Below are 21,247 nucleotides of genomic sequence, written 5' to 3'. Positions count from 1 at the left end.
TATAAATTACTAATTAGAAACTTGAGGAAAAGGAAAAATGAAAGGCTTGCAATTCCAACGGTTAGTTCTGGTATCAGATTCGAAAAGACTTGCGAATCAGTTCGAATTTCCCGAAAGATTGAATCTAATTACAGGAAAAGATAATAGTATTGGTAAGTCAACTTTAGTAAAAAACATCTTTTGGGCATTAGGTTGTGATCCAGCGTTGGACGAAGAGTGGAAATCTAATGATGTCAAAGCGTTACTTTACTTCAGTATTGACGGAGATGATCACTACGTAGCACGTTACCAGAATACTATTGTACTTGATGGAGTAAGGTATAACAGTCTCAGTGGTGGTTACTCTGAAGCATTTGCAAACCTAGTTGGTTTTAAGCTGAAGCTTCCTAATCGTGATGATGAAACTGAATTGCAAGTACCACCACCGGCTTTTTATTTCCTACCGTTCTACATTGATCAGTTGAAGAGCTGGGGTGAGCCGTGGGCGTCATTTGAAAAGCTAGGCCAGTATCGTAATTGGAAGCCTACCGTCGTTAAGTATCACTCGGGCTACATAGGTCCTGAGCATTTCGAGATAGAAGAGTGTATTTGTGAGCAGAAAAAAATTATAAATGAAGCCAATAAGCAGGTTCAAAGAATAGACTCTGCCATTGAGGTCTTAGAAGAGGTTTCAACAGATACCACAGTCGCGGTTAGTGAAGAACAATTCGATATTATTCAGCAAGAAATCCAAGAAGAGCTGAGTCAGTTTGTTGTGGAACAAGTGAGATTGTTTGAATCTCAAGCAGATATTCAAACTGAACTATATGATCTGGAAAAGCAATTAGAGCTAGCTGTGAAATCTGCAAATGAACTGGAAGAGGACTATGCTTTCGCGGTAGAGTTTATTGCAGATGATGTACTTGAATGTCCATTGTGTGGAACTAACCACGATAATTCACTAGCTAGCAGAGCGGTACTGCTTGCAGATAAAAATGAGGTGTCTGACCGGGCACAGTTAATTGATAATGAGATTTTGTGTAAGAAGAGTCAGCTAAGTGTTATTAACTCTGACCTCGGAAGAGTTAAGGAAGAAATAGCAAGAATAAACAAGAAATACATAGTTTCAGAGGATGAGGAAAAAGCTGAAGATGCTGCTTTCTCGAGTGTTTTGAGTTGTATTGCTCAAAATAATGTATCTAAAAGTGTGGTTCGCTCTAAGGAAGAACAGCAACTTATTTCAACGAATGCTGAACATAGTCAAAAAGAGCTTAAGAAAGAACAGAGAAAATTATTGCCGAAGGCTACTAGAGAGGAGTTGGGAGAATTTTTCATTGGGAACCTGATAGAGAACATCAAGGTTCTTGGAGCTGAGGGGCTGAATTTAAGCAAAGTTAAACATCCAACAGATTATACCAAGCTGATGGGGGGAGGGGCAGCAGAGGGAACTCGAGGATTGCTTGCATACCAACTAGCGATCCTAAGACAAATTGAGTTTGCTCGGAACAGTGTAACCTCTCCTTTTGTAGTAGATACTCCTAACCAGCAAGAACAGGCTGTGCACAGGTATGAGAAAGTAGTTGAAGTCATTATGGAGAATGTTCCTAAAACTTCTCAAATAATTATGTGTGGTATGGAGAACTCTGCATTAGATGTGTTTGCATCTGAAGCTCATGTTATAGAGTTAGATGGTTACCGATTGTTGCGAGAAGAGAATTATGAAGTGTATTCTGCGGAGGTCGCTCTTCTAACGTGAATTAGTCTGAATGCAATCTGTCAGTTTCGTTTCCCCAATGTGACTAGATCTGATAGGTTGCTCTAAATCGGTTCTGCCCCATTGTGCGTTTGGCGTTATATATTTATCGAAAGCAAGGACTAAAATAATAATGGTTCTATTAATGCATTAACAAACAAGGCCACTTGAAAGTAGCCTTGAAGTATTCATGCAGCGGAGGGTGTTCATAGTTCTGTGTCAGCGTAAGTCATAGATCCACATATTGATCGACCCTGTCTGGGAAGTGGATGCTCAACTGCGATAGTGTCAAGTTTAAGTTCGGCCGCCACATTCGTTAGTGAAAATTTGCTCTCTTTATATTTATGGTAAATCTTGTAAGGATTTTTTGATGGCTCTGTTGCTTTTAAATGTTGTTAATTTAATAAATACTTAAATATCAAAATATTATTAACGGTGTCGATTTCTTCTCGTTTTAACTTATTGTAATAAAGTCAGAAAGTTACAGCCTGAGTCCAGAAACCACCAATAGTTAAAGGGAGTATAGCGTTTTTTATAATTATCAACGTTAAGTGTTTTAATTATAAAGACGGAAAATTTGGTTATATAAATGGGATTCAGTTAGGAACAAAGAGAGGCGTCCGAAAATACTCCGAAGCCTCTGATTTTGCTATTACTCTGCAGTAACTTCCGATTCAGGTCTAGCCTTTTGTGTGTCCGCCTTAGCCTTATTTATATTTTTCCCGCTTGTAGTAACAGTTCCTGTGCCTAGCGGAAACTCCAATTTATCTGAGGTTCTAATCAATGCACTAGCTAGCTGCTCTGCTGGATGATTAATGTCAACGTTAGATTGAGTCTTATCTACGAATAACCCTTCAGTCACAGCACTGAGCAAACGTTCTGGAATTGTGCCGTCTTTCTTGTCGTTCCATTCTAGACACATTTCAATTGCAACGTGTGCTCGATTTAGATCACGCACGTATTTCTGGTTGTCTAGTTCCTGATTTGCGACCTTATTCATCCAAGAACTGAAAAAGCGGATGAGGTAGACTAAGGACGATACGACTAGAGCTGATGATAAGAATACACGAATGTAGTTAAACCACATGTATCCAGAATTGGTAACTGCCTCTGCTTTCACGATATTGGGATCTGTTCCAGCACTGAAAGAAGTCGAGGAAATTACTGTTAGAGCTTGCCAAGTAGAAGTCAGACCAAGGCTAGCTAAAAACAAACAGAGACCCACAATGAAAACCATTCTTGAGTTGACAGATGTTGAAAATGTAAATTTTTTAGCTCTTTCTGCTACATCAGTAATCGCTGAAACAGTTGTTTGTCTACGAGCTGTTGTATTGTCCGCATCTTCAATAGCGTGTTCTCGTTCCTTCAACTCTTGATCTTTTTGGAAATACTGCTCCTCAAGACGTGCCTGACGTTCTTCAAATTCAACTACCAGTTGCTGGCGTTTCTCCTCAAATTCTGTTGCTTGGGTTAATAAGAATGTGCTCTTTTCGGTCTCCAATTTCCTCATTTGTTTATGCGCGTCTTCGAACAAGTGAGTACTAACGCTTTCTAAGCGACTGAGCATTTCGTGGTGTGCAGAGAACAATTCAGGTTGAAGTGACTTGTGGTGCTCTTTGCCAGTCACTCCCACCGATAGTGCTGTTAGTAGGGCAGCAAAGAAAATAGTGTTTTCTTTAGGAACTGAAGCGTCGGCAGTTAACTGGTCAACAAAACTGTTAGTTGATCGTATGTAGTCGATATACGTACGTTTGTTCTGTATTGGAGTACTACCTTTCAACCTGTAAAAAATGCGGATGCGATTGATTGCTTCAGAGTCCAATTTATAAAGTGCCGTGATAGTCGAATCTTTAATAAGACCCTCATCGTCGAAACTTGCTTTTTCAATACAGATTTCTCCACCTAGAATGTAAACTTGAACTTCATCTACCTCCTTGGGAGTTCCCTCTAATTTTCCGTCTCTTAGCACTTGATATGCGAAAACATCTATTAAATGACGGTCACAAACTCTAGGTATTGATCTTGTTGTCATATCTAATCTCAGGAAATGCCTATTTGCCCGATATTTTATACCTGAATACAACCCATGTAATTGATAATTGGCCACTTTGTGTGATGACCATCAAGGTTCTCTTTGGAAATCCATCGATTTAATCGATCCCCTTTAGCTAAAGCCTTTTACTACATTTTGCCCAATTTCATTTTATTGGAAGCTGTGATTACCAGCATCAGCCTAACAGGCTTGTGTACATTTGTTAGTTACGATAACAGCAAACCGCCCTCCGGCGGTTTACTTCTTCTTCTGAACCTTCTGCAACTCTCCCCACACCCGATCGGACTCTTTCTTGTTCGATTCCGTTAACCATTTCCCATAGACCTTGGCGACCATGGTGATGTCGGCGTGGCCCATTTGCTGCGCCAGGTAACTGACATTGACGTTTGCGTGGGTGATCATCCAACTGGCGTAGGTGTGCCGCAACTGGTACTGATTCCGGTGTGGAATGCCGGCCTTTTGGCAAAGGGTTTCCCAAACTTTGCCTAGCGCGCGTTTCCCGTAATAGTCGTAGTCGCTGCATTTTTGCTCTCTAACGGCCTTTGGGTTGAAGACGAAACGGAGCTTCTCTTGGCGATACGCTTGGCCGGGCAACTCAACATCGTAATCTTTGGCCGGAAACAAATACGTTAAGTGGCGTTGTGCTTTCAGCGCCTCAATGGCTGGTGGCAGTAAATCAACAAAACGCTCTTTGTCGGTCTTGGTGGTTTTGAGGCCACGTCTGTCATAGGTTGATCGCCGGATGTGAATGGTGTTGTTTTCAAAGTCCACATCTTCCCAGGCGAGGGCACATAACTCGCCGCTGCGTATGCCGGTGTAAACCAGTAGCGTGATCATATTCCGATGCTGTAGCTGGTGGCATTCAGCCAGTGCCTTGGTAATTTCGTCGACCGAGAAAGGCTGTATGTCTACCTCGTTCTCTTTAACTCGGGTGAGCACCTCAGAAAGGTCGCGCTCGACGTATTCCATTTTGTGTAGCCAGGCCAGAAAGGCATTGATGGTGACCAGGTTACGGTTAATCGTCCTGCCACTTTTCCCTTTAACCAGCTCCTGCCGAAATTGCGTGAGTGATCTGGGCGATAGTGTGTCGCAGCTTCGGTTTGCACCGTAGAGTTCCAGAAAGTCACGCAGCACCCACTCATACCGCTGGTGAGTCGAACGGCGAATATCGTGCGATTTGGACTCAAGAAACCGTTTTGCGAGATGACCCAAGTCTAATGCCTTCGGCTTGCCCGACGCATGTTTAGATTCCGGAAAGTGTGCCGCATAGTTAAAGGTACCGATTTTCATTTCATAAAGAATGGCCTCGCGCTTGCGCATGGCGAAGTTGATGTTTTGTTTCGTAGGCGGTAAACCGAGTGTTTCTCTGAATCGCTTGCCTTTGTGATAAAAAACTATACGCAAGTGATTACCATGAACTTCAATACCTGGCGGTAGGTTGTTCAAGCTTGCATTCGGTGCCATCGGTTCCATTCCTCAATATCTACCATCCAGGTGCCGTGAATCTTTCTCATGACAGTGGATGGATAGAACCCGTCACGAGCTTTTTCTCGCAATGTTTTGGTGCTCAGGCCAATTTCTTCAGAAGCCTTCTTCAGCGTAACAATCGCGATTTGAGATCTACTCATGTATGTGACCTATATATCTGGTTATGGTGTTGAAGGTAACCACCAGTAACGGGCGGAACTGGTGGTTGACTTTTTAAACGTACCGACTCAATGCGCGGTATTGCTTGATGCTCGGTGTGCCTTATTCAGCGCCAGCATGGTTAAGGTGTCTTTGGCCGCATCATGCAACGCGTGGTGCTTAATGAAACCGGCAGGATTCTTTTCAACCACATAGCCGTTACGTGAGTCAGCCAGAATATCAATGGCTGTACGAACACAGCGGAAACGGTTGTAGGTCCAGGGAGTCAGTAACTCAAGCTGCTCATAGGCATACTCCAGAATGCCCCCGTCAAAGTCGTAGCCACGGCAAAACACTTGTCCGCCGTCTTTAGTCAGGGGAAGCACGTGAGCACAAAGGTGGATGTGCAGCTTCAACAAAGCATCTTTAATGCTGATGTCTGTCGGGCTGGGTGCCAGCACATGCCGCGCCGCTTCACCTTGGCGTTCCCACCATTTCATCGTACTGGCGGATTCGGTGAAACCGGCTGGAAAGCTGGATAAATCGAGAGTCAAATACAGGCTGCTTTCCCGGTTGCACAGCTCATCAAAGCTGACGTTCTCTCCCCAGTTGAAGGGAACCACGCCAATGCTGAGAATCTTCGAGGTGTTTGCTGTGTCAGTGGATTCGATGTCGATAGTGACGTTTTCGTAATGCATGGTAGTCCCTTACAGTAGTTTGCTGGCTTGATCGGCAAAGTCGTTAAGAAGATCGGAAGTGAGTTCAGTTGAAACCGGGTAGGGCTTGCTGACTCCCCATCCATTTTCTTGGTTTTCATGCCGTATCAGCTTCAGATCAACCACCTGTCCCAGAGGGAAGAGGTAATACGGCTTGCCGACCGTAATTACCCCGTGTTTCGTTTGAAATGTTGTAGCCATGTTTCCTCGCAAGAAGCGCCCTAATGAAAGGGCGCGTTATCCCGTTATGAAGTGAACGAACCGATAAAGGTGTCGATTTCGATGCTTTCAGACAGGAACTTGGCTTGAAGTTTCTCTTGGAACTCTTCCCCCATTTCTTCCTGATGCTGCTCTAATTTCTTGATGCGCAGAACCAGCGTATCGTTACCGATGGTGCTCATGCGTAGTTCAAACACGCGCTCATCAAGCCCCAGATACGGTTCGCAGGTGAACTTGAACACGGCTGGCATTGGGAATTCTTCTTTGGTACGAACAGCAACCGACTCGTACTCTGATTGGTGTTGGCTGAAATCATCAACACTTGATTCACGGCCAGCTCTTGCTTCGAACTTCATGTTACGAACGGCAGCAGACGCGATCGCGTTATCAATGACATCACCAGTAGTCGAAAACACTTGAATAGCCGTGCTGTAATCTTCGATCCACTCGGCCAGCTGCTTTTGTCCGAGGCGCTCTTCATTCACGTTCAGCAGGGCACGAAACAGCGCTGTTTTGCGTAAGGTGAGTTGCGCTTGGTGTTTGCAGTGGCCGGGAACATTGTGAGTGCCCAAGTCAAAGATGGTTAGCGCTGACATGTTGTCGGCGTTAATAAAACACTGGTTTCCTTCTGTCTGATATTCTTCGTGGTAGCGAACAAATTCATCAATGTTGGCCGTTTTCATCAGGCCGCGGAAAGTGTTGCGGTTAGGCATGTAGCTTTCTAGATTGTGCAGTTCGAAGTTTGCAGGTAGCGCCGCAACAGGAAACCCTGCAACGGCCAGCTGGGCCAGAAACTCTTTAGCGCTGCCGGTTTCCTGAATTTGTTGAATAGCAGATTTGTCCATGCTCATGATTACTCTCTTTCAGTTATTGAATAGGGTGGTGTGTATTAGCCGCGAACTTCCCGCAGCATGGTGTCTTCCATAACGACTTGGCCGTGAATGTCTTCCTTTGGTCGGTCGTAGGTCAGTTTGCCGCCTTTCCCTACATACGCGATTGAGGTGTACTGGAAGTCTTCACTCTTGGCGCCGAAACCTGCTTTGGGTTCTTTCACCGACATGTTTACCGTGATTTCAACCATCTCGTTGTTGGTGCCCATTGGCTTCAACTTGAGATCCATCTTCACGTTGCCGACTTTGTCGCTGTAAGACACAGCTCGGGCAACGTTCGACAAGGCCAGCCCCATTACATTTGAGATGACCCCGCCATCAAGCTCTTGCATCAGCTTGGGGAAGTTGGTAGTGCGATCCTCAACACTGAGGTTTCCGGCTTCTTGTTTCTGCATCGTTTTTCCTCGCAATTTAGTGGTACTAGTTAATCCGAATTCAACTTGGCTTTCCTTTGGCTCTAATGCCCCCTCAACCCCCATTAAATTACATTATGTATTTTTTGGTGTAAATACATAATGTAATTTTTTATGTTTGAGATACAAAAAAACCGCCAAAAGGCGGTTTATAAGTAAAGTCAATGCAATGTGTGGTTAGTTCAAGTCTGCGGTTAAATCAGCTTTAGCTTTGCGTCAACCACCACTCCGATAATTTTACAATTACCGTTGATAGGCAAGGTTGGATAGGCGGGGTTCAATGGCTTCAGAAATTTCTGTCCAGCATCGATGACGAGCTTTTTAAAAGTAGCTTCATTTACATCTGTGAGCTTTGCGACAACCAGCGAGCCATTTTCAGCATCTCTAAATGTGTCAACTAGTACAAGTGTATCTTCTGGGAAACTAACCCCAGTAGCTGAAGTCATTGAGTCACCTTGAACGCGAAGCCAAAAGCAACGATCACTTGTGCGCTCTGTAGTTATGTACCACTCATCAGCTTCAATTGTCGAATAAGGCTCGACAGCTTCAGTCCAAGCTCCGGCCTGTACCGAACTTAAAACTGGGAATCTTCGTTTATCAAAAGGCTGGATATCTATCTGGGTTACATTAGAAATGACACTGTCAGGATATTCCAGTGTTCCATCTGAATGTAGAGTCAACTTATCAAGACCAACCGCCTTTAATATTTGGCTGATTTGCTCTAATGAAGGCTCTCTGCGTTTGTTTAACCAATGCGCAACCGCCCCCTGAGTTATGCCCAATCTCTCAGACAATTTCTCCTGGGTAATTCCGAGCTCTTTTAGTCTGGCTTTTACCAGCATGTTCCATTGCATTTTCATTCCCTAATTATTACAGGCTGTAATAAACGGCAGTAGTCACAAAACGTAATATAATCTTGTGGTGTAAAATTACGTTATGTATTATTGTTGCGTTCGTAAGGAGAATCTATGTCAAACATTAAAGCTATTAGAACCTCAATTAATGCCTCTCAAGATGAATTGGCTGAGCATGTTGGGGTAACACAAGGAGCTATTGCTCACTTTGAGAAGGGGATACGTACGCCAAACATAAAAATGTGCTGGCGTATCGTCGAAGCATTAAACCGTATGGGAGCCAACTGCTCATTTGAAGATGTGTTCCCTACGCCTAGTACTCAAGATAACTCAAAAAATACTGGGTAACTAACCACCAAACAAAGGAGCAGATGGTGATAAACAAGAAAGAGATGGTGAACAAGACCATTGCGGGGGTAACCGGTGGGAAGGAAGCGGTTGCTGCGGTTTTGGGTATGTCAGTGGATAGCTTCAATAACCATTTATACGAAAAGAAAGGTTCTCGGTTCTTCAGTGTCGATGAGCTGGTGGAGATGGCCGATCTGACGAGTACGTCATACGTGGCTGAATACTTTGCAGAGCGTGTTGGCAGCATGGTTGTGGAACGTCCACGAGTCGCAGAGCTGGATAGCGTAGACATGTTCGATTGTCACTTGCAGCTGAATGCGGTGAAGGGACTGCTGGATAAAACCATTGAAGAGGCGAGGGCCGATGGTGTGTTTGATTCCCGCGAACGGATGACCATTGCTCGGTTAAAGAATGACTATCAGGGCATGTTCGAGGCTTTCATGCTCAAGCTTGATGCTTTATACGCGGAGGACGTATGAAAACAGATCAGTTCTGGGAAATGGTGAAACAGATGTCGGACATGACGATGAACTCTTGCCGAGTGATTCGAAAGCAACAGGACATTGAAGGTGACCGGTTCGAACTGGAACGGCTTCAGATACTCAAGGCTCGATGCGACCTACATATCCAAACGTTAGAGAAAAGAATTGAGTTGGCTTTAAGCCGCGGCAACGACTTAAAGCCAGGATGTGAATTTTCTTGCGAGGAAAAGTCACTAACAACCCCGAAAACACTTGCAAGTAACCCGGAGAAGTCATGAGGAGAATAGCACTAAAGGCCCGTATAGAGAACCACCAATGGCGATATTTCATGGTGGGCAAATATGGTGTTGTAGAAATCAGTCGCTCATTTTTCAAAGCGATTTATGAGGAGGTGTTACGTGGCTAGGTTGTTCGACATAGTTCGTGAGCTATCTGGTCAGGCAGCAGCGATCAGCATTCCACGTCCTTATATCAAATTCTGCGAGGGTAACCATACTCATGCTGCTGTTTTGTCTCAGCTGGTGTTTTGGTCGAGCACCAAAGCAGACGGTGAGTGGTTCTATAAATCAAATGATGAGTTGGGCACTGAATTGTGCCTGACCACAGACCAGGTGCGTTACGCCGTTCGCCAGCTCAAGAAGCGCTTGGGTGATGTGATTCAGAGTCGGGTGAAGAAAGCCAATGGTGTACCGACAACGCACTACCAGATTAATGGTGATCGGCTGGTGGAGTTACTGTTTCCTGCAACTGAACAGAATTCCCAAATGGATTCGGTAATTTTACCGAATGGAAACGGCAATATTACCGAGTCGAATCGGGAAGATTACCAAAACCATGGAACTGGGAATATTACCGATTCCATTAACAGATCCAAACCATATACAAACAAACAGATCTCTAATGCACCGAGCAAGCTCGATGCCGACGAACGGCAGCCAGTTTTTAAGTTTATTTTGAACGACAAGTCGCTGTTCCCGTTGTATGCCGAGGACGTTCAGGCACTGGAAGGGCTGTACCCGGCGGTGGACGTCCACCAGCAGTGTCGGAACATGATCGGCTGGCTAGCATCAAACCCTCGCCGTCGTAAAACGAAATCCGGCATCGAGCGGTTCATCAACTCATGGCTGGCCAAAGAGCAAGACCGCGGTTATGTGTTGCCAGCAGCGGCTCAACCAGCTTCGAAACCAAAACCAGACCAGCGTACCCAGCTGAAAAACAAAGTTCGCGAATTGGAGATGGAAATCAACAACGAAAACCAAGCGCTGCTGCGCGCTATGGACTGGGGAGCAACACAAGAGTCTATCGATTCCAGTAAGCGTCGTATCGCGGAAATGTCACGACAACGACAGCAGCTGCTGGATGAACTAGGGGGAAGGAATGGCCAGTGAAAAGGATCTTCGAGCGCTGATGGTATCCCGCGCCAGAGTGTGGACGCCAAAGGAGCTATGCGACGAACTGGGTGTGCACGTTTGTGAGTTGGTCCGGCTGTTAGATAAAGCCCGTAGGGCCGGCGCCAATATTCGAATCATGAACAACGAGCGGACAGGGAATACACATAAGCTCTGGCTGGTGGAGGGATGATGATTATTCGTATGTTACCCAATAGCAAAGCTGCTGAAGCCCTTTGCATTTGCTATGAGAAGAAGCGTGTTTATGACCATCATGGAAAACAGTACTTTGTGACCTCAATTTCAGTTGCCGGATCAGGGAGAGATACGCGGGTTGAAGCCGAACTGGAGCCCGTATGGAATGAAGAGGTGGTGTTTTGAGTCAGTTAGAGCGTTTGTAGATCATATATATGAGCAAGACGTCGATTTCTTCTGTTGCTTATAAAAATAAGTGCCGACACTGAAAAATTAAATATGCAATTTGAATCATGGTAAAATTGCAAAAAAAGGAGATGCCATGTCTATTCAAGGTTTTGATAGGAAGAACTTTTTAACTGCTTTGCATGAGGTATTGTCAGCGGCCAACCCAATAGATGACATTAATCATTTATTTGGTCGGGCTAAACAAGTTGATGATATTGAAATGGCATTACATGCAAAAGGACGCCATGCGTTTATATATGGTGACAGGGGAGTAGGGAAGACCTCATTAGCTCATTCTGTTGCTTATCTTATTCAGTCTTCAGATAACAAGCCGATACTGGTGAGCGGTGAGCCTACATCAACTTTAGCCAGTATCACTCGAGTTATTCTGGCTTACGCTAAAGCCAATGTTGAATTCTCGAAATACAGCAAAAAGCTAAAGGTTGGCCCTAGTTTTATGCAGTATGAGCACACATCTGAAGTCAATGGGAAGCACTCAGACTTTGAGATAGTTGATACTACAACTGCTGCGATGGCCTTGAACTCCTTATCAGAATGGCACTCTGACACGCCAGTCATTGTGTTAGATGAGTTTGACCAAATTACAGAATCAGTGCGAGGTGAATTCGGTATATTACTGAAGCAGCTTGGCGACATGGGTTCTAAAGTAAAGATAATTTTTACTGGTATAGGTGATTCTCTCAACGATCTACTTGCGGGACATCTATCTAGCTCCCGTCAGCTTCACCAAGTGAAATTGGATGTCCTCCCTTGGGATGGACGCTATGCAATTATTAATACGGCATTTGAGCGCTTTGGTGTAAAAATTCCAGATGATATTAGATACAAAATCGCAGGTTTAAGTGATGGCTTCCCGAGCTATGTCCATCTACTGTGCGAGATGTTACTGAAGGAAGCATTCAGAGCAGATGTCATCGTTTCTCAGGTCACACATGAACACTTTATTGCTGCACTCAATGAAGCTATTGAATCTGTGGCTGAAACATTAAGGAATAGTTACGACAAAGCGACTCTTGGACGATCAGAGCACTTCCATCATATTCTATGGGCGATGGCGGATTCTGCTGATTTAATCAGGGAGTATTCTCATATCTACTTCTCGTACAAAAATATAATGGAAACGCTCGATACCCGTACGCGTAGGGATCTTGAGGTTGGCACAGTTGAGCGATTGGGGATACACGTACTGGATGAAGTCAAATTTAAGAGAGAGTTTAATAAGCTCAAACAAGAGAATTTTGGGAGCATTGTTGAAAATGCGTTAGGGACTCGAAGAGGCTGGTTTAAATTCTCTGAAAATATTATCCGAGGTTTTGTGAGGATGGTTGCTGAGGGAAAAAGTATCACCCTAGACTTTAAGCGAAACTATACTGCGATGACTGCTTCATCACGCGTTGTTTCGCAGAAAAGTTCGTATAGCCCGCTGACTCCAATTGAGCACCAAGTTGAAAAATCTCGACAACGTACTTCGTAACTGAGGCCGAGTGAAATGTTAGTCCTTCAACCATTTCTTCAGCCTGACTTGGGTTTGATGATGTTCAAACCGGGCAAAACCCTGTTATCTGAGCTGGCAAAAATGAGCCAGGGTAACCGGCTGGTGGTCATGCCGTTACCGGAAGAGCTGGTGAATGTACCCAGCGGGAAGCTGAACAGTCCGGTTTTCCCGGATAATTCAAAATCGCTGGTGGAGGATGAGCGGTTACTCGAGTTCTTTACTCATCCGGCTGTGCAGAATCGCCTGGGTAACTTCTATCACTGGTTAGAGCGGATCCCCCATTGCCAGCTTTCAGACAGTGAGTATTGCGATAAAAACCTGACGTTCTTGGATTACGCCAGCGGGGCCATTCGGCTTTGCTGGCACCATGACAATCAGGAACGCATTAATCCAACTGAAAAGGGCAGGGCGATCGCCAGGCGTAATGTCATATTGTGGGGCCTCGAAGCGGTAAAGCGCAAACTGAGGTTAGATCGGGCGGTTTCACTACCTGAACTCTGCTGGTGGAGTGTGGTGAATGGCGTATATGAATGCCTGCCTCGTTCTGTCGTCGATGAGATGTTTGGTCTGAGACCAAAACCAAAGTCGGATACATTCACGCTTCGCCGAGAAAGTGATGAACGGTTCGACCTCGATACGAAGGCATTACTGGCCGATAGGGTGAAACCTATCCAGTTCAAGATAGATGACGAGCCACCAGCGATGTACATGGCCCGGCCCAAAGAGCTAATCTGGCGTAGCGAAAAGTATCTGAAGTTTGTGCGCTCGTTGCCTTGTGTGATCACCGGTCAAACTGAAAACGTCGTCGCTCATCACTTAATCGGCCACGGCGAAGGGAAAATGGGCGGCAAAACCCATGATCTCTTCACTATACCTTTAGAAGCCAACGAACACCGCCGCTTTCATGACGATCCCAAAGCCTGGGAAGAACGGCATGGCTCACAGCTTGGGTATGTGAAAGCAACGCTGAAGAGAGCCCTCGAGCTGGGGGCGCTGGGGTAGTTTCTAAAGCTTCAAGCCTAAGTATCCTTAAAGCCATTCATATGTTTTTAAGAATCTAAATATCTATGCTTTATACTTATTAATGTAAGTATAAAGCATTTTAATTGGTAAGAGGTCGGTTACTATGATAAATGAAAGTAATGTTTCAATTTTCTTGGATTTATTAAGAATTAAATTTGATAATTCCACGGCCAGTGCTCGATCTATTTATCATGAATCTAAGGATGAGAATGTAAAAAGGGCAATCGCAGTTTCATGTGCGTTGGAGTTAATAAAAAGTGAAATAACAGGTTGTGAAATATCAAACCTAGAGTACTTACTTGATAAGTTGCCACATTTTACAGATATTATCCAGAAGTCTCTGGATGTTAAGAATGATAAAAATTGATAATAATATCATATGGTTTGAGTATGTGAATTAATATGCGTACCAAAGAATGGCAAAATAATGGAATGTTGTCCCTCCTATTACGAATAGGTGCCAAAGCAAGTGCCCATACTTTAAATATGAGTCAGTCGCAAAAAATATAACGCCAAAGGTGTAGGATAATCCTCCGGCAAGCAGCAATAACATTCCTTTTATCGGCACATTATTAAGCATTGGATAAATGGCTATGACAATCAGCCATCCCATAAATAGATAAAGCCCTGTCGATAATACGGGGTGGTGGAGTCTTTGCAACGACTTCAGTATTACACCTATAAATGCTAACAACCAGATGCAGCCTAAGAGTATCCAACCTAATGTCCCTCTCAATACACCAAGTGTAAATGGGGTGTATGTACCTGCAATTAGTAAAAATATTACTGAGTGGTCTATTATACGAAACAGTCGCTTTGTTCTGCCAAATGATAGCGCATGGTAAATAGTGGAAGACAGGTATAGCAATATTGCCGTCGTAGAAAAAATAATTGTTCCGATAATAAATGCCAAATCACCAATACGAACAGCATTCATAATTAGAAAAGGTGTTCCAGTCAGTATGGCAACGAGGGCTATACCATGGCTGATGCTGTTAGCTAGTTCCTCTTTATGCCGTCGTTTACGAGTGATCTCGAGGCTCGGTAAATGTATAGTCATAGAGTGGCATATTTTCGAAAGAAAAGCCGAGTATTATTAATCTATTACAACTCGGCTTTATAAAATCAAGATGGAAAGTTGAAGAAACTATTCATTTTTATTTTTCGGTGGTGATTCGATGGGAGAACTTTCCTTTTTGTTCTCTCTTATATGCTCTTTATCCATTCTGTCTCTGCTGGCATCATTGTCAGCCTCATGTTTTTCATGAGAAAAAATGTTTTTAAGCCATTCAAACATGGTTTCACCTATTAGTTATATCACTTTAATTTTTGTCGATATTTCATCTTCCTTTAAGAGTATAGTTTGGAGAAGAGATGTTCGTTACAGTAGTTTTGATAAAACGAATACTATATGTGCATGAAATATTAATCAAAGCGCATATGGTTAAAAAATTTTAATGTTCCCGCTGTCTTGAAAAATCATCCAACGCAAACCAGTCTTAAATGGTACTCTATTTTCCCATGTGATTAAGGCTACGTTCATGCCGACATCCAATGATCCCCCATCTTCTGATAACGTAACTCAAATTTCCGATGGCTCTACGCCTATAAGCGTTGGAAATATCGTTAAAAAAAGAGCAATTAAAATAAAACGATATATTCCTAAAGGTGATATGAAAAGTGTTTTCATATCAATTTTTGTGGTGATTTTTTTGATCAGTTCATGGCAGGCTGTTTATACGGTTCCAAGCGACTCAATTGCTGTCGTTCAGCGTTTTGGTAAATTTTATTCCGAAATACAACCCGGCTTACATTTCAAATTACCGTTAGGCATAGATACTGCGACCATTGTTCCTGTTAAGCGCCAGTTAAAGCAAGAGTTTGGATTTATAACGCTCGGAGCAACTGACCCTTACCAAAACCCGTCTGAAAATGATCGTGAGATGGAAACTCAGATGGTTACAGGCGATTTAAATGCAGCATTAGTTGAATGGGTGGTTCAGTACCGCATTGCTGAGCCCGTCAAGTTTTTGTTCGAAGTGCGGGACCCCACAGCTACTCTTCGTGATGTCTCTGAGTCTGTTATGCGGGAAGTGGTTGGTGACCGCACTGTCGATGAAGTCATTACCATTGGCCGACAGGAGATTGAATCTGAAGCATTGATGAAAATGCAGGAGCTTGCGATTAAGTATGCTATGGGTATCAATATCGATCAGGTTCAATTGAAAAATATTAACCCGCCAAAGCCGGTACAGGAGTCATTCAATGAAGTGAACCAGGCTCAGCAAGAAAAAGAGAAACTCATTAACGAAGCGCGACGAGATTACAATAAAGTGATCCCGCTAGCGGAAGGTGAAAAAGATCAGCGTATTCGAGAAGCTGATGGCTATCGGCTTAAAAGAATCAATGAGGCCGAAGGGGATGTTGCAAGGTTTAACGCATTACTGATGCAGTACATCAAGGCACCTGAAGTAACCCGTCGGCGTATTTACCTAGAAACCATGCAGGCAATCATGCCTACGATGCACTCAAAAATTATCATTGATGAGCAAACCCGCAGTATCTTGCCTTTTCTTGATCTACAAGCTGACGTTTTGGAAAAAGGCGATAAGCCATGAAAAATTTCTTTGTACTAATAGCCATTTTGCTTTTTGTATTCGTTCTGCTTGCAGCTAAAGGAACCCTTTATACAGTGAGTGAAGTTGAGCAGGTCATTATAACCCAATTTGGTAAGCCTGTCGGACAGCCGATTACGAGCGCTGGGCTCAAAGTAAAATTACCGTTTATTCAAGAGGTCAATACGATAGATAAGCGAATATTGGAGTGGGATGGCAATCCTTCAGATATGCCTACGAAAGATAAGCTATATATCTCAGTCGATTTATTTGCCCGATGGAGGATAACGGAGCCCTTACAGTATTTTCTTCGCCTCCGAGACGAGCGGAGTGCTCAGTCCAGGTTGGATGACATTCTTGGAAGTGAAACGCGTAACGCGGTGGCAAAGCATGAATTGATAGAAATTATCCGTACCTCAAAAGATCGGTTGCCTTTGAGAGATCCGCTATTGGCTGAGGGTGGTAGTGATTTAACAATGGGTAACTTAGTACCCATCCATAAAGGTCGTCAGGTGGTGGAGGATGAAATTTTTATGGCCGCGGCTGATAAAGTGCGTGTCTTCGGGATCGAGTTATTGGATATCCGATTCAAAAGGATTAACTATAACGCAAGTGTGAGACCCAAAATTTATGACCGGATGATCAGTGAACGTAGACAGATTGCGGAGCGTTTTTTGTCTGAAGGGTACGGTGAAGCAGCTAGAATTCGTGGTAATCGAGTACGAGATTTAAATAAAATTCAATCCGAAGCTTATCGTGAAGTGGAGGAAATTCGGGGTGTTGCCGACGCTAAAGCAGCAGAAATCTATGCGCAGGCTTACAACCAGAGCCCACAGGCGGTAAGCCTGTATGAGTTCACTAGGACGCTGCAAGTCTATAAAACGATCATGTCAGAAAATACTACATTGGTGTTGTCCACTGATAGTGACTTATTTAAGTTTCTGAAGAGGATACAACTACCAGCAAGTGATCAAGCAAAATCAGAAAACCCATGAAGAAAACAGCTTTTAGTCCTAATGAGAGGGGGCATCCTACTCAATTACCGAAGGAATATGTTGATTGGATAACTCAACCTGTTACTCGGTTTCTGAAAATTGAGGCTGCTGCAGGGGTTGTACTGCTATTTTTTACTATTGTCGCTTTAGTACTTTCTAATTCTCCCTGGTCAGAGACTTTCCTGTCGTTCTGGGAGATCCCGCTCGGTATAAAATCCGGTTCGTTCGAATATACGCGTTCACTTCAGGAGTGGATTAATGATGCTGTGATGACGCTGTTTTTCTTTCTGGTTGCATTGGAGTTGAAGCGTGAAATTGTTTTGGGAGAATTAAAAAAGCCGCGTTTAGCAATGTTATCTATTTCAGGGGCAATGGGCGGCATGCTGGTTCCGGCATTAATCTATTTAGTATTTCAATTAGATCAGCCGGGACAAAATGGCTGGGGGATCGTCATGGCGACGGATACAGCATTTGTCATTGCTTGCCTTATCTTACTTGGCCCCCGTGTTCCTAAAAGTCTACGAATATTTATGCTCTCTTTAGCGATTATCGACGACATAGGTGCGATTATCGTAGTAGCGGTCGGCTATGGTGAAGAGATTAATTATTATTATCTTGGAATAGCGGCACTTGGGGTCATTGGTATTAAGGCTATGGCTGAGCTCGGTATTCGCAGTATTGCTATTTATTCATTAATTGGTGGTCTGATATGGCTCTCGGTGGACGCGTCTGGGATACACCCAACGGTTACAGGTGTCATTTTGGGGTTAATGACGCCCACAATCAGCTGGGTCAGTAAAGAGCGTCTGTTAACTATAATGGATTGTGTCATTCCTGCTCCGGCAACAAGCAAGCCCAGTGAATTTCGGATTGATCGAAAAGTCTTAAAAACTGCCGAAGCAGCAGCTCGGGAAGCGCTTTCTCCATTAGAGCGTTTAGAGATGTTACTGCATCCTTGGGTTGGTTTTGTCATTATGCCTCTTTTTGCCTTCGCGAACGCTGGCGTACAGATCTCTTTTTCGGAACTATCCGGAAGCTTGTATACAGCTATTGTTGCTGGCCTTGTCATAGGGAAGCCCACCGGAATCATCTTGTTTAGCGGATTAGCAACATTAACTAAGCTGGCTGTGCGACCGCCAGATCTACCTTGGCTCTACATTATTGCTGGTGGCATGCTTGCTGGTATAGGATTCACCATGTCGTTGTTTATTGCCCACTTAGCTTTGAGCCCTGAACTCGTTGATGTAGCGAAGCTCGGTATATTATCTGCATCCTTATTTTCAGCGTTGGTGGGAATAGGGTTACTTAGTTGGCTCTTGAAGAGAGATACCTCACTTAAGGGGAACGGTGAATAGCTTTACTATCAAAATAGCGAGTGTTTAAGTGAATGTGCGCCTTTCTTATTGCTATCAGATCGATAGTTAGATGATAAAGATAAAAATTGGTTTTATTTATTCTTTGTTTTTACTACTGGACACGGTGTTACTTTTGTATTTCAATTCACAATACTGGTTAAATAGACAGTGGTAAGGGCATGGGACTCATTACGAATATCGAAAATTGGGGTATGCCGGCGGCTATTGGGATGGCGACTGAAGGCATTAAGGCCAAATACAATCACGGTGTTGGTGGTGGCGGCTTCGGTGCTGCTGACATGGAGATCGCATCGAAAATAGATGGTGCGAAAGTCTTAGCCGTTATCGATGAGATTGAAAAACTATCCCCTCATCTGGCTGACTGGAGTCTGTTTGCTTACTCTTCACCCTATTGGAACGCTCAGGAAAATCGACAGCGTTTGTTCAGCCACCTGCTTCATGACTGGGCAATGAATTTGGCCGGGCATGGCGTTTTCATTCAAGAGCGAACGTTTAAAAGGGTAGAAACTTTGGTGCCACTTATTGCTGGTGGTTTGGCGTTGGAGCAAACCTCAGGCGCCAATGTTAGCTATCACAATTCAGAGCTGCAATATCAACCAGTCACGACACGTTCTGCCTTAATTGCCGCGCTGGTGGAGTTCGACTGTAAAGAGAAGGACAATTTTTCCGAGTCGTTTTGGAAAAAGCGCCAACGGTATTATCAGAACCATTGGTCGGCCTGGCAACAACATGTTGAGAGTATTCGGGCGCAGCTAATTAGCTATGACCAATTAGCCCGGACGTTGTTCAAAAAAGTGCTTGAAAATAAAAGTGGGGCATATTAGTGTATATATATCTAGTATGGATAAATGTACAGATATCTTAATAACCGCCAATTGGCGGTTTTTTTATGCCTGAAATTCAGGAAATACAAATCATTGTTATGAGGGGGCACCGTGAGGTGCCTTTTTTGATCATCATGCAAGACGAAATGAAAAGCATGTTAAAGAGAGTCGCTGTGTGGTGGTCAGCTTTTCCTGTCACCGTCAGGGCTGAAGAACTCTCAACTGGCTCAACTCGCTTTTGGGCGGGTTGGTCGACGTTTTTTAGTTTGTTCACCGTTCAGGAGTGGGGAGTAATCGTGGGAATTGTCTTGGGTATCGCTTCTTTCGGTTTGAGCTGGTACTACAAACACAAAAACCATGAACTTCTGAGGCACTCATCGGCTCGTGAAAAGAAGATTATGAACGAGGTTGACCAGTCATGAACTTGAAGAAACGCATTGTTTGTTCCGTGGCGGCAGTGGCCGCGTTAATCACTGGTGGTGTCGCAACCACTGACACTGGTTTTACTCAATCCGTGGGGCAGGTTGTGATTGATGGTCAATCACTGGGCAACTTGCGGGTTTCACCTGCGGCCCTTGAGTTAATTGGTAACGCAGAAGGTTGCCGACAGGACCCATATCGATGCCCATCAGGCCTTGTGACCAATGGTATAGGTAATACCTACGGCGTACCGGATAGCCCGGTTAGTCTGGAACAAATTGCTAAAGATTGGGTGAAGAACATCCAGTCATCCGAGCAATGTCTCACTGCCTCAGCCTCTGACGCCGGTTTACGCCAGGGCCAAGTTGACGCATTCACGTCCTTTATCTTTAACACTGGGTGTACGCGATTCCGGTTTAACGGGGACGGCAGTGAGACACGCATTTACCGCAAGATCAAGGCGGGTCGATATGACTCAGCCTGTCGTGAGCTTAATTATTGGGTTTATGGTGGGGGTAAAAAGCTGCCCGGCTTGATCAGTCGCCGCCAGAAAGAAACGGAGATGTGCCTTGGCGTTCCTGAAGCGAATATTTAGCAATGTCTGGGCCATGATTTCTTTAGCACTGCTCGGCATCGTGGTTCTGAATCAATTTCAGATTGGCCTTCTCAAACGGCAGCTGCACCAGTCAGAACTTGATAAAGAGAAATACCAGTCAATGGCTGAAGTGGCCACTTCATACAATGCCTCACTGAATGAGACAGTGACCAGGCTAACATCGGAAATGGTAGCCAATCAGTTAGCCGCGGTTGAAATGAACCAGGCTCAACGGGTGGCCAGCAAGCAATTGGAAAAAGATTTGGCCGTGATCAGAAAGGGATTCGAAGATGCAAAAGATGAATGCCGGGATAAGCGTCCTCCTGATGCTGTTGTTAACGGGGTGCGCGCCGTCTACACCCGAAGTCATCACCAAAGTTAACGAGGTTTATCTGTTCCCGCCGCCAGCCTACTTGGTTGATTGCGCCCCGCCATTTGATTCAGAGCCCGACACCTATGGTGACGCCTACGAACGAGATCCCGTTTGGAAAGTGGCGTTTGATCAGTGTGCAGGAAAGATAGACAAGATTAACCGCTGGGTACAAGACAAGCAGTCCAGAAAATAGCTGACGCCCAGCTTTGAATATGTCCACTTGTTTCCAGTTTGCCCGGCTACATGCTGGGCTTTTTTATTGCCTTTGAATGTTTGGTTGCGTGGTCTCACTCTGCCAGAGGTCACGGGTCCTTTTGGCGATCCGCAATTACCACGGGGGTGTAACCTCGCAGAAAAGCCCTCGTT

General features: G+C 44.3%; 27 protein-coding genes. 17 read left to right on the top strand and 10 right to left on the bottom strand.

Features of this window, described 5'->3' with window-relative positions:
- Nucleotides 1–37: 37 nt before the first annotated feature.
- Nucleotides 38–1,735: a hypothetical protein gene (locus C9I92_RS01250; protein WP_047885592.1), complete on the top strand. Its 1,698-nt coding sequence runs from the start codon at nt 38–40 to the stop codon at nt 1,733–1,735.
- Between the two features lie 649 nt (nt 1,736–2,384).
- Here the strand turns inward: C9I92_RS01250 and C9I92_RS01245 are convergent.
- The 8 genes from C9I92_RS01245 to C9I92_RS01210 all read right to left on the bottom strand — a co-directional run bounded on the left by C9I92_RS01245 (nt 2,385) and on the right by C9I92_RS01210 (nt 8,503).
- The gene (locus C9I92_RS01245) at nt 2,385–3,764 is read right to left on the bottom strand and encodes a hypothetical protein (RefSeq protein ID WP_047885591.1); all 1,380 of its coding nucleotides are present in this window, start codon (nt 3,762–3,764) and stop codon (nt 2,385–2,387) included.
- 258 nt (nt 3,765–4,022) lie between these two features.
- Complete coding sequence (locus C9I92_RS01240) at nt 4,023–5,249, bottom strand: site-specific integrase (protein ID WP_047885590.1); 1,227 nt, start codon at nt 5,247–5,249, stop codon at nt 4,023–4,025.
- On the bottom strand, nt 5,228–5,413 hold the full coding sequence (locus tag C9I92_RS01235; RefSeq protein WP_084712572.1) for a hypothetical protein: 186 nt from the start codon (nt 5,411–5,413) through the stop codon (nt 5,228–5,230). The genes C9I92_RS01240 and C9I92_RS01235 overlap by 22 nt, the downstream gene beginning before the upstream one ends.
- A gap of 87 nt (nt 5,414–5,500) precedes the next feature.
- Nucleotides 5,501–6,109: a 3'-5' exonuclease gene (locus C9I92_RS01230; RefSeq protein WP_047885589.1), complete on the bottom strand. Its 609-nt coding sequence runs from the start codon at nt 6,107–6,109 to the stop codon at nt 5,501–5,503.
- A gap of 9 nt (nt 6,110–6,118) precedes the next feature.
- A complete protein-coding gene (locus C9I92_RS01225) occupies nt 6,119–6,328 on the bottom strand; it encodes a hypothetical protein (protein WP_047885588.1) in 210 nt (69 codons plus the stop codon).
- 44 nt (nt 6,329–6,372) lie between these two features.
- On the bottom strand, nt 6,373–7,197 hold the full coding sequence (locus C9I92_RS01220) for a DUF2303 family protein (RefSeq protein ID WP_248827383.1): 825 nt from the start codon (nt 7,195–7,197) through the stop codon (nt 6,373–6,375).
- A gap of 38 nt (nt 7,198–7,235) precedes the next feature.
- Nucleotides 7,236–7,631: a hypothetical protein gene (locus tag C9I92_RS01215; RefSeq protein WP_047885587.1), complete on the bottom strand. Its 396-nt coding sequence runs from the start codon at nt 7,629–7,631 to the stop codon at nt 7,236–7,238.
- A 212-nt stretch (nt 7,632–7,843) separates the two neighbouring features.
- Complete coding sequence (locus tag C9I92_RS01210; RefSeq protein ID WP_428838602.1) at nt 7,844–8,503, bottom strand: LexA family protein; 660 nt, start codon at nt 8,501–8,503, stop codon at nt 7,844–7,846.
- Nucleotides 8,504–8,617: 114 nt separating this feature from the next.
- Between C9I92_RS01210 and C9I92_RS01205 the strand changes: the two genes are divergently transcribed.
- From C9I92_RS01205 to C9I92_RS01165, 8 genes are all read left to right on the top strand, one after another.
- Nucleotides 8,618–8,851: a helix-turn-helix transcriptional regulator gene (locus C9I92_RS01205; RefSeq protein WP_047885585.1), complete on the top strand. Its 234-nt coding sequence runs from the start codon at nt 8,618–8,620 to the stop codon at nt 8,849–8,851.
- A 26-nt stretch (nt 8,852–8,877) separates the two neighbouring features.
- The gene (locus C9I92_RS01200) at nt 8,878–9,330 is read left to right on the top strand and encodes a YmfL family putative regulatory protein (protein ID WP_053061856.1); all 453 of its coding nucleotides are present in this window, start codon (nt 8,878–8,880) and stop codon (nt 9,328–9,330) included.
- The gene (locus tag C9I92_RS01195; RefSeq protein WP_047885583.1) at nt 9,327–9,611 is read left to right on the top strand and encodes a hypothetical protein; all 285 of its coding nucleotides are present in this window, start codon (nt 9,327–9,329) and stop codon (nt 9,609–9,611) included. Before C9I92_RS01200 ends, C9I92_RS01195 begins: the two co-directional genes overlap by 4 nt.
- A 120-nt stretch (nt 9,612–9,731) precedes the next feature.
- Nucleotides 9,732–10,721: a hypothetical protein gene (locus C9I92_RS01190; protein ID WP_047885582.1), complete on the top strand. Its 990-nt coding sequence runs from the start codon at nt 9,732–9,734 to the stop codon at nt 10,719–10,721.
- 189 nt (nt 10,722–10,910) lie between these two features.
- The gene (locus C9I92_RS01180) at nt 10,911–11,102 is read left to right on the top strand and encodes a hypothetical protein (protein ID WP_047885580.1); all 192 of its coding nucleotides are present in this window, start codon (nt 10,911–10,913) and stop codon (nt 11,100–11,102) included.
- 136 nt (nt 11,103–11,238) lie between these two features.
- The gene (locus C9I92_RS01175) at nt 11,239–12,639 is read left to right on the top strand and encodes an AAA family ATPase (protein WP_047885579.1); all 1,401 of its coding nucleotides are present in this window, start codon (nt 11,239–11,241) and stop codon (nt 12,637–12,639) included.
- A gap of 15 nt (nt 12,640–12,654) precedes the next feature.
- A complete protein-coding gene (locus tag C9I92_RS01170) occupies nt 12,655–13,662 on the top strand; it encodes a DUF968 domain-containing protein (RefSeq protein ID WP_047885578.1) in 1,008 nt (335 codons plus the stop codon).
- Between the two features lie 124 nt (nt 13,663–13,786).
- The gene (locus C9I92_RS01165; RefSeq protein ID WP_047885577.1) at nt 13,787–14,050 is read left to right on the top strand and encodes a hypothetical protein; all 264 of its coding nucleotides are present in this window, start codon (nt 13,787–13,789) and stop codon (nt 14,048–14,050) included.
- A 30-nt stretch (nt 14,051–14,080) separates the two neighbouring features.
- Here C9I92_RS01165 and trhA read toward each other — a convergent pair whose 3' ends face one another.
- Nucleotides 14,081–14,743 carry a PAQR family membrane homeostasis protein TrhA gene (gene trhA, locus C9I92_RS01160; RefSeq protein ID WP_047885576.1) on the bottom strand — a complete coding sequence of 221 codons (663 nt, stop codon included), beginning with the start codon at nt 14,741–14,743 and terminating at the stop codon, nt 14,081–14,083.
- Between the two features lie 87 nt (nt 14,744–14,830).
- The gene (locus tag C9I92_RS25320) at nt 14,831–14,980 is read right to left on the bottom strand and encodes a hypothetical protein (RefSeq protein WP_157038322.1); all 150 of its coding nucleotides are present in this window, start codon (nt 14,978–14,980) and stop codon (nt 14,831–14,833) included.
- Between the two features lie 244 nt (nt 14,981–15,224).
- Between C9I92_RS25320 and hflK the strand changes: the two genes are divergently transcribed.
- The 8 genes from hflK (at nt 15,225) to lysC (ending at nt 21,074) form a co-directional block, all read left to right on the top strand.
- A complete protein-coding gene (hflK, locus tag C9I92_RS01155; RefSeq protein WP_047885575.1) occupies nt 15,225–16,301 on the top strand; it encodes an FtsH protease activity modulator HflK in 1,077 nt (358 codons plus the stop codon).
- Entirely contained in the window at nt 16,298–17,293 is a 996-nt protein-coding gene (hflC, locus tag C9I92_RS01150) for a protease modulator HflC (protein ID WP_047885574.1), read from the top strand. The genes hflK and hflC overlap by 4 nt, the downstream gene beginning before the upstream one ends.
- Complete coding sequence (gene nhaA, locus C9I92_RS01145; RefSeq protein WP_047885573.1) at nt 17,290–18,648, top strand: Na+/H+ antiporter NhaA; 1,359 nt, start codon at nt 17,290–17,292, stop codon at nt 18,646–18,648. Before hflC ends, nhaA begins: the two co-directional genes overlap by 4 nt.
- Nucleotides 18,649–18,827: 179 nt before the next feature.
- Complete coding sequence (locus C9I92_RS01140; protein WP_047885572.1) at nt 18,828–19,493, top strand: hypothetical protein; 666 nt, start codon at nt 18,828–18,830, stop codon at nt 19,491–19,493.
- Between the two features lie 65 nt (nt 19,494–19,558).
- Nucleotides 19,559–19,915 carry an HP1 family phage holin gene (locus tag C9I92_RS01135; RefSeq protein WP_047885571.1) on the top strand — a complete coding sequence of 119 codons (357 nt, stop codon included), beginning with the start codon at nt 19,559–19,561 and terminating at the stop codon, nt 19,913–19,915.
- Nucleotides 19,912–20,508: a lysozyme gene (locus C9I92_RS01130; RefSeq protein WP_047885570.1), complete on the top strand. Its 597-nt coding sequence runs from the start codon at nt 19,912–19,914 to the stop codon at nt 20,506–20,508. Before C9I92_RS01135 ends, C9I92_RS01130 begins: the two co-directional genes overlap by 4 nt.
- 13 nt (nt 20,509–20,521) lie before the next feature.
- The gene (locus C9I92_RS01125) at nt 20,522–20,890 is read left to right on the top strand and encodes a hypothetical protein (RefSeq protein WP_047885569.1); all 369 of its coding nucleotides are present in this window, start codon (nt 20,522–20,524) and stop codon (nt 20,888–20,890) included.
- The gene (gene lysC, locus C9I92_RS25850) at nt 20,799–21,074 is read left to right on the top strand and encodes an Rz1-like lysis system protein LysC (RefSeq protein ID WP_428838601.1); all 276 of its coding nucleotides are present in this window, start codon (nt 20,799–20,801) and stop codon (nt 21,072–21,074) included. The genes C9I92_RS01125 and lysC overlap by 92 nt, the downstream gene beginning before the upstream one ends.
- Nucleotides 21,075–21,247: the final 173 nt, after the last annotated feature.

Source organism: Photobacterium ganghwense (genome assembly GCF_003025595.1).
Classification (GTDB): Bacteria; Pseudomonadota; Gammaproteobacteria; order Enterobacterales; family Vibrionaceae; genus Photobacterium; species Photobacterium ganghwense.
The sequence above is the reverse complement of the archived record's forward strand: the minus strand, read 5'-3'. Positions and strand labels throughout refer to the sequence as shown.

What these genes read in the sequence shown, in the direction of transcription:
- C9I92_RS01250 (WP_047885592.1), top strand. Translation starts at nt 38, where the DNA reads ATGAAAGGCTTGCAATTCCAACGGTTAGTTCTGGTATCAGATTCGAAA.
- C9I92_RS01245 (WP_047885591.1), bottom strand. Translation starts at nt 3,764, where the DNA reads ATGACAACAAGATCAATACCTAGAGTTTGTGACCGTCATTTAATAGAT.
- C9I92_RS01240 (WP_047885590.1), bottom strand. Translation starts at nt 5,249, where the DNA reads ATGGCACCGAATGCAAGCTTGAACAACCTACCGCCAGGTATTGAAGTT.
- C9I92_RS01235 (WP_084712572.1), bottom strand. Translation starts at nt 5,413, where the DNA reads ATGAGTAGATCTCAAATCGCGATTGTTACGCTGAAGAAGGCTTCTGAA.
- C9I92_RS01230 (WP_047885589.1), bottom strand. Translation starts at nt 6,109, where the DNA reads ATGCATTACGAAAACGTCACTATCGACATCGAATCCACTGACACAGCA.
- C9I92_RS01225 (WP_047885588.1), bottom strand. Translation starts at nt 6,328, where the DNA reads ATGGCTACAACATTTCAAACGAAACACGGGGTAATTACGGTCGGCAAG.
- C9I92_RS01220 (WP_248827383.1), bottom strand. Translation starts at nt 7,197, where the DNA reads ATGAGCATGGACAAATCTGCTATTCAACAAATTCAGGAAACCGGCAGC.
- C9I92_RS01215 (WP_047885587.1), bottom strand. Translation starts at nt 7,631, where the DNA reads ATGCAGAAACAAGAAGCCGGAAACCTCAGTGTTGAGGATCGCACTACC.
- C9I92_RS01210 (WP_428838602.1), bottom strand. Translation starts at nt 8,503, where the DNA reads ATGCAATGGAACATGCTGGTAAAAGCCAGACTAAAAGAGCTCGGAATT.
- C9I92_RS01205 (WP_047885585.1), top strand. Translation starts at nt 8,618, where the DNA reads ATGTCAAACATTAAAGCTATTAGAACCTCAATTAATGCCTCTCAAGAT.
- C9I92_RS01195 (WP_047885583.1), top strand. Translation starts at nt 9,327, where the DNA reads ATGAAAACAGATCAGTTCTGGGAAATGGTGAAACAGATGTCGGACATG.
- C9I92_RS01180 (WP_047885580.1), top strand. Translation starts at nt 10,911, where the DNA reads ATGATGATTATTCGTATGTTACCCAATAGCAAAGCTGCTGAAGCCCTT.
- C9I92_RS01175 (WP_047885579.1), top strand. Translation starts at nt 11,239, where the DNA reads ATGTCTATTCAAGGTTTTGATAGGAAGAACTTTTTAACTGCTTTGCAT.
- C9I92_RS01170 (WP_047885578.1), top strand. Translation starts at nt 12,655, where the DNA reads ATGTTAGTCCTTCAACCATTTCTTCAGCCTGACTTGGGTTTGATGATG.
- C9I92_RS01165 (WP_047885577.1), top strand. Translation starts at nt 13,787, where the DNA reads ATGATAAATGAAAGTAATGTTTCAATTTTCTTGGATTTATTAAGAATT.
- trhA (WP_047885576.1), bottom strand. Translation starts at nt 14,743, where the DNA reads ATGACTATACATTTACCGAGCCTCGAGATCACTCGTAAACGACGGCAT.
- C9I92_RS25320 (WP_157038322.1), bottom strand. Translation starts at nt 14,980, where the DNA reads ATGTTTGAATGGCTTAAAAACATTTTTTCTCATGAAAAACATGAGGCT.
- hflK (WP_047885575.1), top strand. Translation starts at nt 15,225, where the DNA reads ATGCCGACATCCAATGATCCCCCATCTTCTGATAACGTAACTCAAATT.
- hflC (WP_047885574.1), top strand. Translation starts at nt 16,298, where the DNA reads ATGAAAAATTTCTTTGTACTAATAGCCATTTTGCTTTTTGTATTCGTT.
- nhaA (WP_047885573.1), top strand. Translation starts at nt 17,290, where the DNA reads ATGAAGAAAACAGCTTTTAGTCCTAATGAGAGGGGGCATCCTACTCAA.
- C9I92_RS01140 (WP_047885572.1), top strand. Translation starts at nt 18,828, where the DNA reads ATGGGACTCATTACGAATATCGAAAATTGGGGTATGCCGGCGGCTATT.
- C9I92_RS01135 (WP_047885571.1), top strand. Translation starts at nt 19,559, where the DNA reads ATGCCTGAAATTCAGGAAATACAAATCATTGTTATGAGGGGGCACCGT.
- C9I92_RS01130 (WP_047885570.1), top strand. Translation starts at nt 19,912, where the DNA reads ATGAACTTGAAGAAACGCATTGTTTGTTCCGTGGCGGCAGTGGCCGCG.
- C9I92_RS01125 (WP_047885569.1), top strand. Translation starts at nt 20,522, where the DNA reads ATGATTTCTTTAGCACTGCTCGGCATCGTGGTTCTGAATCAATTTCAG.
- lysC (WP_428838601.1), top strand. Translation starts at nt 20,799, where the DNA reads ATGCAAAAGATGAATGCCGGGATAAGCGTCCTCCTGATGCTGTTGTTA.